The 13,550-nt window shown below is 64.5% G+C and carries 14 protein-coding genes; 9 read left to right on the plus strand and 5 right to left on the minus strand.

Annotated elements, in window-relative coordinates:
* Window positions 1-44: 44 nt before the first annotated feature.
* A complete protein-coding gene (locus tag OXC99_07600; protein MCY4624849.1) occupies window positions 45-662 on the plus strand; it encodes a class I SAM-dependent methyltransferase in 618 nt (205 codons plus the stop codon).
* Here OXC99_07600 and OXC99_07605 read toward each other — a convergent pair.
* Window positions 659-1,990 (minus strand): amidohydrolase, encoded by a 1,332-nt coding sequence (locus OXC99_07605; GenBank protein ID MCY4624850.1) that lies wholly within the window; start codon window positions 1,988-1,990, stop codon window positions 659-661. The two genes, OXC99_07600 and OXC99_07605, sit on opposite strands and share 4 nt — an antisense overlap.
* A 176-nt stretch (window positions 1,991-2,166) precedes the next feature.
* Here OXC99_07605 and OXC99_07610 point away from each other — a divergent pair, with 176 nt between their 5' ends.
* From OXC99_07610 to OXC99_07640, 7 genes are all read left to right on the plus strand, one after another.
* Window positions 2,167-3,459, plus strand: a complete 1,293-nt coding sequence (locus tag OXC99_07610; protein MCY4624851.1) for a VOC family protein — start codon at window positions 2,167-2,169, stop codon at window positions 3,457-3,459.
* A gap of 103 nt (window positions 3,460-3,562) precedes the next feature.
* A complete protein-coding gene (locus tag OXC99_07615; protein MCY4624852.1) occupies window positions 3,563-3,892 on the plus strand; it encodes a YciI family protein in 330 nt (109 codons plus the stop codon).
* Window positions 3,893-3,929: 37 nt separating this feature from the next.
* Entirely contained in the window at window positions 3,930-4,835 is a 906-nt protein-coding gene (locus OXC99_07620) for an amidohydrolase family protein (protein ID MCY4624853.1), read from the plus strand.
* Window positions 4,836-4,884: 49 nt separating this feature from the next.
* On the plus strand, window positions 4,885-5,499 hold the full coding sequence (locus OXC99_07625; protein ID MCY4624854.1) for a glycerol-3-phosphate acyltransferase: 615 nt from the start codon (window positions 4,885-4,887) through the stop codon (window positions 5,497-5,499).
* A 105-nt stretch (window positions 5,500-5,604) separates the two neighbouring features.
* Window positions 5,605-7,002 (plus strand): Rieske 2Fe-2S domain-containing protein, encoded by a 1,398-nt coding sequence (locus tag OXC99_07630; protein ID MCY4624855.1) that lies wholly within the window; start codon window positions 5,605-5,607, stop codon window positions 7,000-7,002.
* A 118-nt stretch (window positions 7,003-7,120) separates the two neighbouring features.
* Entirely contained in the window at window positions 7,121-7,402 is a 282-nt protein-coding gene (locus OXC99_07635) for a type II toxin-antitoxin system HicB family antitoxin (GenBank protein ID MCY4624856.1), read from the plus strand.
* Window positions 7,399-7,620, plus strand: a complete 222-nt coding sequence (locus OXC99_07640) for a type II toxin-antitoxin system HicA family toxin (protein MCY4624857.1) — start codon at window positions 7,399-7,401, stop codon at window positions 7,618-7,620. Before OXC99_07635 ends, OXC99_07640 begins: the two co-directional genes overlap by 4 nt.
* Before the next feature lie 78 nt (window positions 7,621-7,698).
* On the opposite strand, the gene OXC99_07645 is transcribed toward OXC99_07640, so the two are convergent.
* The 4 genes from OXC99_07645 to OXC99_07660 all read right to left on the minus strand — a co-directional run bounded on the left by OXC99_07645 (window position 7,699) and on the right by OXC99_07660 (window position 11,720).
* The gene (locus tag OXC99_07645) at window positions 7,699-8,979 is read right to left on the minus strand and encodes a Rieske 2Fe-2S domain-containing protein (GenBank protein MCY4624858.1); all 1,281 of its coding nucleotides are present in this window, start codon (window positions 8,977-8,979) and stop codon (window positions 7,699-7,701) included.
* Window positions 8,980-9,044: 65 nt separating this feature from the next.
* Complete coding sequence (locus tag OXC99_07650; GenBank protein MCY4624859.1) at window positions 9,045-9,428, minus strand: hypothetical protein; 384 nt, start codon at window positions 9,426-9,428, stop codon at window positions 9,045-9,047.
* Between the two features lie 64 nt (window positions 9,429-9,492).
* Window positions 9,493-10,638, minus strand: a complete 1,146-nt coding sequence (locus OXC99_07655) for a DEAD/DEAH box helicase (protein ID MCY4624860.1) — start codon at window positions 10,636-10,638, stop codon at window positions 9,493-9,495.
* 485 nt (window positions 10,639-11,123) lie between these two features.
* Window positions 11,124-11,720, minus strand: coding sequence for a hypothetical protein (locus OXC99_07660; GenBank protein ID MCY4624861.1), 597 nt, complete (start codon window positions 11,718-11,720; stop codon window positions 11,124-11,126).
* A gap of 1,057 nt (window positions 11,721-12,777) precedes the next feature.
* Here OXC99_07660 and OXC99_07665 point away from each other — a divergent pair.
* Window positions 12,778-13,488, plus strand: a complete 711-nt coding sequence (locus OXC99_07665; GenBank protein MCY4624862.1) for an MmgE/PrpD family protein — start codon at window positions 12,778-12,780, stop codon at window positions 13,486-13,488.
* Window positions 13,489-13,550 lie beyond the last annotated feature (62 nt).

The raw sequence follows: 13,550 nt of genomic DNA on the forward strand, positions 1-13,550 counted from the left end.
AACGGTGTATCATGGCCGAGACTCGAACTGACGGAGGGATTCCCATGACCACGCAGGAAAACCGCCACCCGACCGGCGGCCACCACGACTGGCACTCGCAGGAGTACGTGGACCACTGGATCAACTACGACCTGACGCGCGACGGCGAGCGGCGGCCCATCCTGAGCGACATGATGCAGCACGCGCCCTTTCCGGCAGACGCGGCAGTCGAGGTGATCGACATTGGCGCGGGCTACGGAGTGGTGGCGGAGGAGGCGCTGAAGGCGTTCCCCAACGCGCGGGTCACGCTGCTCGACTACTCGGCGCCGATGCTGGAACACGCGCGGCAGCGGCTCGCCGCCTACGCGGACCGGACGGAGTTCGTGACGGCGGACCTGTCGACGCCCACGTGGACGGAGGGGTTGGTGCACCGTTTCGACCTGGCGGTCTCCGGGCTGGCGCTCCACAACCTCGCGAACGAGAGGCACTTCCAGGACATGTACAAGGAGACGTTCAGCGTGCTGCGGGCCGGCGGAGCGTTCCTCGATTACGACCTCGTGAGCTTCACAGGCGGCCTCGACGCGCACTTGCAGTGGCTGCTCGACGCGGGATTCGGCACGGCGACGAGCCCGTGGAACGGCGGCACGCCCGCGGTGCTCGTTGCGACGATGCTGCGGAACTAGCCGCTGTAGGTCTCCTGGCGCAGCGTGTTGCCCTGCACCTGCAGGTACTCCGAAATGGTCATGTTCGGTTTGTGGTTGGCCTTGATTGCATTCGCGCCCGTCGCGCCGTCGGCGAGCAGGTCCACGACCGTGAGAGCCATCGCCTTGGCCGCGTTCAGGACGGCGTTGTCCCAGTCCTCGATGAGGTAGTCGACGCCGTGCCCTGAACCGACGGCGCCGCTGACGTACGGGTGGATGGTCGGCATGACCTGCCCGACGTCGCCCATGTCCGTCGAGCCAGTGCGGTGTCCGGCGCGGCCGACGTGCTCCTCTCCCACGACCGACGCGGCGTTTGCGCTGTAGACGGACATCATGCCGTCGTCGTTGCGCATGGGCATGTAGCCGGGCAGCGTCGTGATCTCCACCTCCGCGCCGACGGCCATCGCGGCGGCCCGCAACGCCCGGTCAACCTTCATGTCGGCGTCGGCGATGGCTGCGAGGTTGTTGCCGCGCACGAAGGTTTCCATGCGCACGTCGGCGGGCACGGAGTTCACGGACGCGCCGCCTCGTGTGATGATCGGGTGTACGCGCACGGTGTCCTTGTCCTGGAACGTCTCCCGCTGGGCGTGGATGGCGGAGAGGGCGAGCATCGCGGCGTTGAGCGCGTTCACGCCCATGTGCGGCGCGCCGCCGGCGTGGGCGGCTCGGCCCTGGTACTGGATGAACTTGGCGATCATGCCGTTGTTGGTCGACGAGAGCGCCAGCTTGCCCTCGTTCGGCGTACTGGAGGTGTGCGTCATCATCGCGAGGTCGATGTCGTCGAACTCGCCGAGACGCAGGAACTCCGCCTTGCCGGCCAGGAACTCCAGCTTGCCCTGCTGCCGGAGCTCATTGCGGTACTCGATCTCGATGTACTCCTCGGCCGGGACGGCGATGAGGGCGACGCGACCGGTGAGGGAGTCGAGGACGCCGGGCGCCTGCAGGCCCATGCCGACGCCGAGCATCATGGCGATCTGCGCGTGGTGCCCGCAGGCGTGCGCCGCGCCCGTCGACGGGTCGGCGTGGGGGTGCCCCGGCACCAGCAGCGAGTCGAGCTCGCCCATGACGCCGACGGTGGGGCCGGGGCCCGCGCCGCCCTCGAGGTGGCCCTTCACGCCGGTGATGGCGATGCCCGTGCGGCGCTGCACGCCCATCTCGCCCATGACGCGGTCGACGACGGCGGCGGTCTTATGCTCGCGGAAGCCGGCCTCCGGGTGCTCCAGGATGGTCTTCGCGACGTGCACCAGCTCCTCGCCGCGGCGGTCGATCTCCTCGGCAACGCTGCGCTTCAGGTCCTCACGGGTCGGCATGGCGACACCCCTGTCTCGGTTTCGGGTGATGCTATGGCGGGCGCGGCGGGCGGTCAAGCTTTTGCAGTAGCGGAGTGGCTCAAGGTGCGTGATATACTGGGCGCACCATATACTGGGCACAGAATACTGGGCACAGAACCCGCATTACCCTGGTGTTGACTGACGGGAGGCACACGATGGCAACGGATACCGGTCGCAAGTTGTACAACGTTGGCGGGGTTATGCTGAGGCAGCCCTTCAAGATCCGGCGGCTGGGCCACTTCGGATTCAACGTGCACAACATGGACGAGTGCGTCGTCTTCTACCGGGACCTGCTCGGCTTCAAGGTCTCGGACGAGAATGACTTCAAGAACAACCCGAGCCCGCAGGTGCAGGAGTGGCTCAAGGACATCGACAACGGGAAGGGTTACTTCATGCGCTACGGCGCCGACCACCACGCCTTTGTGCTGTTCAACGCGAAGGTGATGGACGCGATGGCCGCAGGCCGCGCCGCAGCCTCGGGCAAGTCGACGGAGGGCATGACCGGCGCGCACGGCATCAACATCAACCAGATCACGTGGCAGACCGGCGCGCTCTCCGAGGTCATCGGCGCGTACCACTACTTCAACGAGCGCGAGGTCCCCATCATGCGCGTGGGCCGCGACATGCCCGGCAGCAACTGGCACGTCTACTGCTACGACCCCGACGGGCACGTCAACGAGCTCTACTACGGCATAGAGCAGGAGGGCTGGAACGGGCGCAGCAAACCCCGAGACATGTACTACCGCGGGTTCCGCGAGGAGCCCGGCCTACCGCAGATGTCCGAGGAGGACGAGGTCGACGAGGCTCTCGAGAAGGGCATCGACATCCACTCCGGCTACCGCAGCAAGGAGATGCTGGCGCAGACGTTCGAGGTCGGCGGCGTGATGATTGCGCGGCCGTTCAAGATCACGAAGATCGGGCCGGTCAACCTCTTCGTAAAGAACGTGGGCGCGTCCATAGAGATGTACACAGAGGACCTGGGCTTCACGGTCACCGAGGAGGTCGGGTACAAGGGCCGCCGCGTCGCATTCCTGCGCAACGGCGCCGAGCATCACACGCTTGGGTTGTTCCCGGAGGAGCTGCGAGGCGAGCTCGGCTGGCCGGATGTCTCCACCTGCATGTCCTTCGGCATCGAAGTGGGCAGCTACCAGCAACTCCGGGACGCGGTCGCCTTCCTGAAGGAGCACGGCGTGCGGTTCCTCGACCTGCCCGCCGAGCTGCACCCCGGCATCGACTACGCCGCCTACGCGCTCGACCCTGAGGGCAACGGCATCATGCTGTACTACTACATGGAGCAGCTTGGCTGGGAAGGTAAGCCTCGTCCGGCGGAGCTGCGCCGCGCCCTCGGACCGGCGGCGTCGACGCACCGGGTTGAGGACTGGCCGGAGGCGCTGGAGCCGTTGTCCGACACGTACGTGGACCAGGTCTTCCAGGGGCCGATAGGGTAACGGAGGGCGCACCCCCATCCCAGCCTTCCCCCATCAAGGGGGAAGGGGCTGTTGACGGTAGCATTTGGGAGGCTTGTGCCCTCGGCCCTGAAGGAGCATCGCAATGTGGTACCTGACGTTCTCGCGCCCTGCTGCGCCACGCGAGCAGATCACGCCGCACCTGCAGGAGCATCTGGACTGGCAGCGCAGGATGCACGACAACGGCCGGGTGCTCTTCTCCGGCCCGTCCGGCGACCGCACGATGGGCATCATCCTCATTCGCGCCGGGTCGCTGGACGAGGCGAAGGAAGTGCTCGACTCGGAGCCGTTCCACGCTCTCGGACTCCGCACATACGAGGTCATCGAGTGGGACGTCCACCAGGGTCTCGGCCTCGGCGGGTTCTCGGGCGAAAGTCTGGCGCTGCTGGCCAAGGAGAAGGAAGCGTCGGCATAACCAGCAGGGGTCAATCACAAACACGAAGGAGCAACACATGCGGACCATCGACACCCACGCCCACATCGTCCCTGAAGAGGTAATCGACCTGCTGCCGGAGCCGTTTGGGACGTTCAATATGGTGGGCAACATCACGGACATTGGGGCGCGGCTGGCGTACATGGACTCCCACGGCGTGCAGGTGCAAGCGCTCTCGGCGTGGCTGGGGCTGCTGAGCAAGGGAACCGAGGCGGCGCAGCGCTTCAACGACGCCCTTGCCCGTGTGGTGGAAGCGAACCCTGATCGCTTCGTTGGGCTTTGCATCGCGCCTATGAGCGAGCCGGAGAAGGCTCCGGCGGAAGTCGAGCGCGCCGTCAGGGAGTTGGGCATGGTCGGCGTCGGCATCGCGTCAAACGTCAACGGCACGAACCTCGACGCCAAGGAATTCGGGCCGTTCTGGGCGAAGGTGCAGGAGCTGGACGTGCCCGTCTTCATCCACCCGGCCAACGTCCTGGGGCCGGACCGGCTGGAGAGCTGGTTCCTCAACAACATCATCGGCAACGTCACGGACACGGCCGTCGCGGCGGGGAGCATCATCTTCGGCGGCGTCTTCCATGAGTTCCCCAACCTCAAGATCTATCTGGCCCACGGCGGTGGAAGCTGCCCGTACATCCGCGGGCGGTGGGACCACGCTTTTCGCTCGGGCCTGACGGGGTCGTCGGTTACCAAGCTGCCGAGCGAGTACATGAAGATGTTCTACTTCGATGCGCTGACGCACTCCCACCAGACGCTGCACTACCTGATCGACTCGTTCGGCCACGACAGGGTGATGCTGGGCACGGACTACCCCTTTGGGATGGGGGACTACGACCAAGTGGCGTTCATCAACCAACCGGAGTACCTGTCCGACGAGCAGAAGGCAGACATGCTCGGCGAGACGGCGGCCAAGCTGTTCAAGATGTAAGGCAGTTCGGGCGCCCAACGGTGTTTGCGGAGCTCAGAGGAAAGGGCAAATGACTGAAGACCTCTGGGTTGTGGCTGTCACGGCGGTTGCCGCTTACCTGGCGGGCAGCATCTCACCGTCCTACATCCTTGCCCGCTACGTGAAGGGCGTCGATATCCGCAAGACGGGGACGCTGAACGCGGGCACCCTCAATGCCTTCAACGCCCTCGGGAAGAAGGGCGGCGCTTCCGTCTTCCTGTTCGATCTGGGCAAGGGCTTCCTTGCAACTCTCGTCCCCGGCTGGCTTGGTCTGCCCGATGAAGCAACCTATGCGGCGGCGATTGCGGTGGTCGCCGGGCACAACTGGCCTGTGTGGCTGAAGTTCGTCGGCGGCAAGGGCGTCGCGACGACCGCCGGCGTCGCGCTGGGGCTGATCCCGCTGCTGGCGGTGGCCGCCCTGGTTCCCGCGATCATTCTGCTTGTTACACTCAAGAAGTTCGCCATCGTCGGGATGGGCGCCGGCTTCGTGCTGCTGGTGGCGCTGACCTACTTCACGGGGGAGCCGGCCGGCGTCTTCATCGTCATCTTCGCAGTCGCCGCGCTCGTGGCCATCGCCCAGTTCACACGCCCGACGTGGGTGCGCGATGCGGGAGACTCGTCAACCGACACTGCGGAGGCGTCGTAGGCCCTTGCCGGTAGCTGCTGCGCTTGACTTTGGATACGCCTGCCCATACCCTCAGCTACAGTCGCACACGGGCAACCATAAATCTACATTCACTCGGGAGGAGTCATGCTCACCAGGGAAGAGAACGAGCTGCTAACCAGGGTTGGGCCGGGTACGCCCATGGGGAACCTGATCCGCGAGTTCTGGATTCCAGCGCTCCCGTCCAATGAGTTTCCCACGCCGGACTCGCCCGCCAAGCGCATGCGGCTGCTCAGCGAGAACCTCGTCATGTTCCGCGACAGCGACGGCAACGTCGGGTGCTTCCCGGAGTCCTGCCCCCATCGCGGTGCGAGCCTCTACTTCGGCCGCTCCGAGGAGGGTGGGCTTCGCTGCATCTACCACGGCTGGAAGTTCAAGGTCGACGGCCAGTGCCTTGAGATGCCCTCGGAGCCGGAGACCAGCAACTACAAGGACAAGGTGCGCATCCGCGCCTACCCCTGCCGCGACGTCAACCACATGATCTGGATCTACATGGGCCCGCGCGAGACGCCGCCGCCCTTCCCGGCCTTCGACGTCAACCTCATTCCCGAGGAGAACGCCTTCCCACCCATCATCATGATGGAGGAGGCCAACTGGTTCCAGAACCTGGAGGGCGACACGGACTCCGTGCACCTCGACTGGCTGCACGCCCGGTTGCGCGCCGACGTGCCGGTGATCGGACGCGGTCACATCCGGGGAACCTTCAGCCCGATGAAGAACCCCTTCGTGCAGGCCAAGCCCGCGGAATACGGCGCTTTCTACACTGCCAGGCGGAAGGTTGGCGACACAGACCGGTACTGGCACCGCATCAACCAGTTCATCTTCCCCATCTTCACCATGGTGGGCGGCGACTCCGAACAGGCGCACCTTCGCGCGCACGTGCCCGTCGACGACACGCACTCGATGCTCATCTCCCTCGGCGGCTACCGGAATCGCGCCATGACGGAGGAGGAGCGCAACAGCCGCATTTTCCAGGACCCCTTCCACCCAACCGGCGGCTACGTCGAGCGCACCAGCAACCCGCTCACCTACTTCCACACCGTCGCGAACAAGGACTCGGACTACTGGCGCGACATGGAAGTCGAGAAGACGGAGATGATGAGCGGCGTACCATTCGTCATGAACCTGCAGGACAGGGCGATGACTGAGCTCATGGCCAATGCCGCGGGTGAGCCGATCTACGACCGGACCCGTGAGCACCTGGGCACCACCGACGGCATGTGCATCATCGTCCGGCGGCAACTCATCCGGGCCGCCAGCGCCCACCTGGAGGACGGCACCGTGCCGCCCAACGTGGACGACGCCGAGCTCAACCACGTGCGCCACGCCTGTGTCGGCCTCGACATCGACGGCGACTGGGTGGCGGCCAGCGAGGCACAGCGGTACTCGCAGGAAGAGCACAAGTGCCTGTGCAACCACGTCCTCAGCATGGGCGAGGACACGGACCCCGCCAATATGCCGGCCGAGGTGCTTGGGCTGGCGTAGGGGCACATGGCTAAAGCCGAAATAATATACGGAGGGGCAAGTGCGGAAGGCAGGGCGCTTGCCCTTCTTCACGATTAGGGCATAAGGTAAAAGCGAGCGCTTGGAAAGGAGATTGGCTATGGCCGTGCAAGGTCGCGTCATTCCGGCGGTACGGTTGCCGTTATTGTTGGAGCCGCAGCCTGAGGGCGGATTCACCGTCACATCTCCGCTGGTGCCGGAGTTGATAACGGAGGGGGACAACCTGGACGAGGTCATCGAGCATGTTCAGGACGCTTGGGCTACTGTGCTGGAGTTCTACGAAGACGATGGTCGACCCTTGCCTCCCGAGTTGTTCGTCACCGATAGAGAAGGCCCTATATCTGTTGTTGCCCTGATACCCGCCGTGCAGATGGAGGAGTGAGGTATCGTGAATTAACCCGGCAGCTGACCGATCTGGGTTGCAGGGAATTGCCTTCACGGCACAGAGGTTCACATCGCAGGTGGGTGAACGACGCCACGGGTGGAAGGGCTTCCATTCCTGATTGGGGCAGCAAAGACTTGCGGCTCGGAACCATCCGCTCAGCGCTACGACAGCTAGGGATTGACTGGAGGGTCGTCCTCCGAGACCGCAACGACTAGACGGCGCAGACAAGAGAGCAGCCCAATCTTCTCACCCTACAGAAATGAGGAGATCGGGCTGCTCTGATTTACGGCTCCTCACCACAAATTCGCGGTGATCTCCGCCTGCACCTCCGGGTCCTCGTCGAAGAGGACGTCACGTGGGAGAACCGCGCTGCTGGAGCGCTGGCGGTAGTACTCCGGGTGGTGCGCCTGCGCCGGCTCGATGCCCTCCTGCAGCTCCTGCGCGCCCTTGATGAGGCGGCGGCGCATCGCGATGATCGCCAGGTCGCTGGTTCCGAGGTGCTCGACGCGGCGGTCCACCACCTTGCCCATCGTCTCGATCATCGCCGCGTCCTCGACTCGCCCGGTACCCCGCGGCAAGCCCGCGTACGTCTTCGTCTTCTGCATCTCGCGGTCGATGAGGTAGTCGTTCTCGATGTTCGCCTTGGCCCGCCATGTGCCCGGGATGAGGTTGCGGCACGAGGCGATCTCGCGGCGGTCCTGCTCGTACATGGGGCGCCTGGGGTGCCAGTGGCTCAGGTAGACCCACGTGGTCTCGTCGTCGCGGGGCACCCACATGCGGCAGCGCACGTAGGAGTTCTCGCCGGTGCCGGGCTCGCGCGGCGTCATGGTGTAGAAGGGGTGCAGCCACTGCGAGATGCGCCAGTAGTAGCTGTCGTTCTCGGCAGGCCGGCGCGCGCCGATGAGCAGCCCGTAGTCCTTGTTGCGGACGAAGAAGTTGGCCCACCGCTCGTTGTACATATAGCGGCTGCCGCTGGTGGTGGCGGTAGGGGCCACGGCCTGAGCGTCCAGGTTGCTGTGCAGGAAGCTGGCGTGGACGGTGTCGATCTCGCCCTCCACGGACTGCACGAAGTTGCACTCATAGATGAACTTGGCGAAGCCGCGGTTCTCCTCCGGCACGTGCATCCACTCGAAGTCCGGCATCTGCGGCGTCTTGTCCGCCGGGCCCATGTACGTCCACACGAAGCCGGAGCGTTCCCGGCACGGATATGCGGCAATCTTGACCTTGTCCTTGAAGTTGGACTCGGCGGGTTCAGAGGGCATGTCGACGCAGTCGCCGTTCACGTCGAACTTCCAGCCGTGGTAGACGCAGCGGATGCCCGACTCCTCATTGCGGCCGAAGAAGAGGCTGGCCCGCCGGTGAGGGCAGTAGTTGTCGACGAGGCCGACGTTGCCGTCGGTGTCGCGGAATGCGACGAGGTCCTCGTCCATTAGGCGCACGCGCACGGGCGGACAGTCAGGCTCCGGCAGCTCCTCGGACATCATCGCGGGGACCCAGAAGCGCCGCAGGTACTCGCCCATGGGCGTGCCGGGACCGACACGGCACATGAACTCATTTTCCTCGTGGGTAAGCATCACAACCTCCCTCGTTCAACTGGCATGAGGCTAGACCGGAGAGAGGTGAACGTCAAGGGACTCGACTAGGCGTCGGCGAGCTGCTCCGCTTCTTTGATGAAGTCGTCGGATTCTCGGATGAGCTGGATGATGTAGTCAATTGGCTGGCATATGCCGTAGTAGAAGCAGTCCCCGTGAAGCGTGCCGAGTCGTTCCCTGTATGTTTGACGCAACGCTTGTACGTCTGCGTCTGTGTTTGCGAGGTCGCGCAGCTTCATGCTGGTGCCGGCCGATGTCGGAGGTTCCTCACCTGTGCGGGCGGTGATCATCCCGTCGGCTGCGCGCTTGGTTGCGCACCATGCCTTTTCTGCGGCGTCACGGATGTCGCCCGTGTTCATGAGAGTCAAGGCGGCATTGTGCATCAGCCGGGCGTCTTCAAAGATGCGGGCCACGTTTGCGGTCATTGTCATTCGGGCGCGCTCCCTTGGGTGGTGCTTTGAGCCTAGTCTCCCTGACGCTGAGCGTCAAGCCACGCTAGGCGTACATGGGGAGTGTGCCGCGTTCCAGGCCATCTCCCACGCTGTCCAGGAGGGCGTCCAGCATGTCGATGTCCCACTCGGTGACGAAGGTGATGGCGGTGCCGTCAGCCTCCATGCGGGCCGTCCGGCCGATGCGGTGGACGTACTCCTCCATATTCTGCGGCATGTCGTAGTTGATGACATGCGAGACCTCGGGGATGTCCAGCCCGCGCGCCGCCACGTTCGTCGCCGCCAGCACCTTCAACCTGCCCTCCTTGAAGGAGCGCATGACGCCGCTGCGCTGCGGCTGCGTCATGCCGCCGTGGATGCCGGCCACCGTGACGTTGTGCCGCTGCAGCGAGCGCACCAGGTGGTCGACGCCCGCCTGCGTGCGCAGAAAGAGCAGCGCCTTGCCGCCGTTGAGGTCCTGGTGAAGGAGGCCTGCGAGGCCGCGGACCTTGTCCTTTTCCCATACCTCGTAGTAGACCTGCTGCACCTTGGGAGCAGTCTGTAGCTGCTCGCCGATGCTCACCCACGATGGCGACCGCAGGTGCCGGTGCACGATGCCCCGCACGGCGGCGTGCATGGTCGCCGAGAAGAGGGCCGTCTGCCGCTCGCGCGGCGTCTGGCGCAGGATGCGCTCGATGTCCGGCAGGAAGCCGATGTCAAGCATCTCGTCGGCCTCGTCCAGCACGACGGCGCGGACCTCGGCGATCGACAGCGTGCGGCGTCGGAGGTGGTCGAGCACCCGTCCCGGCGTGCCGACGACGATGTGGACACCCGCGTTGAGCGCGTTAATCTGCGTGCTGAGGGCCTGTCCGCCGTAGCAGGCGACCACTCGGACGCCCTTGAACTTCCCCAGCCGGTGCAGCTCGTCACTCACCTGGACGGCCAACTCCCGCGTCGGCGCGAGCACGATGGCCTGCACCGACTTGCGCTCAGTGTCCACCTTCTCCACGAGGGGTATGCCGAACGCGGCCGTCTTCCCAGTGCCGGTCATCGCCTGCGCGACGACGTCCTTGCCGTCGTTCATCAGGGGAATGCATTGCTCCTGCACGGGTGTGGGGCTCTGGTAGCCAATGACGTGAAGGGCTTGGGCAACTTCCCTGCTGACGGAGACGGGGCCGAAGGTGGCGGGAACGTCCGGAGGTGGGGCTTGGATGGATTCGATGGGCTTGGCGGCCTTGCGGCGACGGCGGCGCTTGGGCTTGGTCTCGTCCGGTGAAGCGGGGAAGGTCGCGTCGAGGACGGGAGAGTCGGTGACAGCGGCGGCTGTGGCGCCGGAGGGCGGTGAGTCTTGTAACGGCTCGGCCTGGTCCGGCTTGCGGCGCCACCGTTTGAAGAATCGAAGGAACGTGTGCTCAACCTGGTCGGGAGCCTGAGTGGGGTTCGGAGTCTTGGAAGCTATGACATCATCCTCATTTTGTAACTATGTCTATTGTGGGGGATAAGAAGATGTTTGGCAAGGCGATGACATTATCCGCACTGATTGAAGGGTTGGAGGTGGGCAAGGCTAGTCGTCTTTTTTCGGTAATCCTTGCCCTGCCCTGCCTTGCCATGCCGTGCGGTACCGGGCCACACCATGCCCTACCACGCCGTGCGGCACCCTGCCCCAACTTGCCCTACCGGGCCGAGCCGTGCCTTGCATCAGGATTCTGCCGTCAGGTTCTCAACCTCAAACCGACCATACTCGCCTGACTTTTCCGGTCGCCAGTCACCCAAGCCAATACGACGGCCAGCAATGTCCAGCCATTGCCGGAGTTGCGCTTCATCCACAAGATCGTCTTCCGTATCCACTTGGAATGTCACTGCCCACGGTAGTCCAAACATGGGCCGTGTTCGCATCATGCGACTGCGTTGTACCACGACCACTGCGCGAAACTGAGTGCTGGCCTGGAGCGTCTCCAAGTCCGTCCCGTATCTCTCTTCATCGTACTCAAGGCGGGTGTTGATCACCGTCAACCCTTCCCGTACTTGGCCACCCTGCTTCAGCTTTTTTGCGGCGGTCTCAAGGCATGAGCGGATCGCCGCAGCCGGGACCGTCGGGCGGTTACCGGAGTCGAGCCAGAATCCGAGGAGGGTGTCGAGTTCGGCGATTCTGGCGTCGTCGGACGCAGTTCGGTTGCTCCCCTTCTTCCGCGTGATCTCTGCCTTCTCAATGTTGGCTGGGTGCTTGGAGTCGACTCCAAGGGATGAGTGTTGGATAAGCGGAGAGAGGCCTTTGATCCTGACGTCGTATAGCATTCCTGAACCGTCCTCTCAATAATGCTGATGACTTCCCAGATGTTCCCGTGAAACCGCCTTACCGTCGTTGCCATCTTGTGGCAGATGCCGCAAAGGGCGGTCAGGTCCTCGGCTGTCGTCTCGGCGGCGGGCAGGTAGCGTTCACGCCAATGATGCGCCTCCGTCGCTTCCCGCTGGCCACAGAACTGGCATTTGCCGTCCGAGCGACGAAACGCATCCGCTTTGGCGGAGAGGTATGCCGGATGCGAGTAGTCAAAGGAGTTGCTCACACTTGCCGCCTCGTTTTCCTTGCCATGCCGGGCCACGCCTAGCCATGCCTTGCCGTACCATGCACTGCCACGCCTCGGCGGGCCTGGCCGCGCACTGCCATGCCGCGGGTGCTCAGGATACGATCTTCAGTGCGGACCAAGTCAAGGGGTTTTAGAATATTTTTTCTCTAAAACACAAGACGGGGCTGGCCGGAGATATCCGGCCAGCCCCGTCGTAGTACGTCGTAGTACGATGTTCCCGTCCGCGTGCACGCCCTTACGACAAGCTCAGGGGGACGGGTTTCGCGCGGAGGCCATATGAAGAATCCTCCTGATCCTTTATCGCACCCTGGATTTTCCGGCCTCGCCGTGAGGAGTTAACCAAGCCATGCCGTGCCACGCCCAACCTTGCCTGACCGGGCCATGCCGTGCACTACCATGCCGCGCCTCACCATGCCATGCCATGCCGCAGGGTTAAAGGATATAGCTGCCTTGCATAGATTTTCAAGGCAGAAAGCACCTGATTTACGAACATTCGTACAAAAAGAGAAGAGGCCAGCTACAAATAGCAACTGGCCTCAACCTTAGGGATACTGAGTGGTCGACGAGAAAACCCACAGGCCATTTCAGCAGCCCTGCCGACTAGTCCTATTGTAGTGTAGTATAGCGTCCCCGGTGAAGCACCCCCCGTAGTACAATGGCACTCCGTCCCTGCGGGTATCTGGATACCGGCCTGCGCCGGTATGACGGGCGTTTGATGTGTGTGTATGCGCCCGTGGGGGCGAATCCGTTGTTGCGAGGCTGTTGATATGGGCGCGACTGAAACCCTTGCCCGCTTCATCCTGAACACGCCGGCAGAGGCCATTCCGGCCCCCATCCTGCATGAGGGCAAGCGGTGCATCATCAACTACATGGCCGTGGCGCTGTACGCCTCGGCGGACCCGTCCGCAGAAATACTCACGGGGTTGTTCGAGGAGGAGGGCGGCGCCGCGAGCGCCTCGCTCATCGGCGTCGGCGGCCGCACCAACCTGCAGAACGCCGCGCTGGCCAACGGCTACCTGGCCCACCTCGAGGACTACGACGACACGCACTTCCCGACCGTGATCCATCCCTCGGCGCCGACGATCCCGGCGGCCTTCGCCGTTGCCGAGCGCGAGGGCGCGACGGGACTCGACGTCCTGGCCGCGACCGTGCTCGGGGTCGAGGCGTGCTGCCGTGTCGGGCTCTCCGTCTACCCCAACCACTACGACGCGGGGTGGCACATCACGGGCACCTGCGGGGTCTTTCGGGGGGGGGGGGGGGGGGGGGGGGGGGGCGGGGGGGGCGGCGCGGCGCGGGCGCCGCGCGGGGGGCGGGGGGGGCGGCCCCCCGCGCCGCCCCCCCCCCCCCCCCCCCGCAGCATCGACCCCCAGAGCCGGTCCCCCTCGGAGATCTCCGCGCCCCGGACGAGATTGCGCGCGACCGAGAGAACAGCCAACACGTCTACTCACCAGAGTACACCAAGGGAACGCCCCGGGTGAACGCCAGGGGAACCGCCCCGGGGGCCGTTTCTTCGCTCAACCACGGCGTGCCGGTGCCCACG

The organism is Chloroflexota bacterium (genome assembly GCA_026713825.1).
GTDB lineage: Bacteria > Chloroflexota > Dehalococcoidia > Lucifugimonadales > UBA1127 > UBA1127.

Excerpts from the sequence above, each read along its gene's own strand:
- OXC99_07620 (MCY4624853.1), top strand. The coding sequence starts at position 3,930 with ATGCGGACCATCGACACCCACGCCCACATCGTCCCTGAAGAGGTAATC.
- OXC99_07615 (MCY4624852.1), top strand. The coding sequence starts at position 3,563 with ATGTGGTACCTGACGTTCTCGCGCCCTGCTGCGCCACGCGAGCAGATC.
- OXC99_07630 (MCY4624855.1), top strand. The coding sequence starts at position 5,605 with ATGCTCACCAGGGAAGAGAACGAGCTGCTAACCAGGGTTGGGCCGGGT.
- OXC99_07600 (MCY4624849.1), top strand. The coding sequence starts at position 45 with ATGACCACGCAGGAAAACCGCCACCCGACCGGCGGCCACCACGACTGG.
- OXC99_07665 (MCY4624862.1), top strand. The coding sequence starts at position 12,778 with ATGGGCGCGACTGAAACCCTTGCCCGCTTCATCCTGAACACGCCGGCA.
- OXC99_07660 (MCY4624861.1), bottom strand. The coding sequence starts at position 11,720 with ATGCTATACGACGTCAGGATCAAAGGCCTCTCTCCGCTTATCCAACAC.
- OXC99_07650 (MCY4624859.1), bottom strand. The coding sequence starts at position 9,428 with ATGACAATGACCGCAAACGTGGCCCGCATCTTTGAAGACGCCCGGCTG.
- OXC99_07645 (MCY4624858.1), bottom strand. The coding sequence starts at position 8,979 with ATGCTTACCCACGAGGAAAATGAGTTCATGTGCCGTGTCGGTCCCGGC.
- OXC99_07605 (MCY4624850.1), bottom strand. The coding sequence starts at position 1,990 with ATGCCGACCCGTGAGGACCTGAAGCGCAGCGTTGCCGAGGAGATCGAC.
- OXC99_07625 (MCY4624854.1), top strand. The coding sequence starts at position 4,885 with ATGACTGAAGACCTCTGGGTTGTGGCTGTCACGGCGGTTGCCGCTTAC.
- OXC99_07635 (MCY4624856.1), top strand. The coding sequence starts at position 7,121 with ATGGCCGTGCAAGGTCGCGTCATTCCGGCGGTACGGTTGCCGTTATTG.
- OXC99_07610 (MCY4624851.1), top strand. The coding sequence starts at position 2,167 with ATGGCAACGGATACCGGTCGCAAGTTGTACAACGTTGGCGGGGTTATG.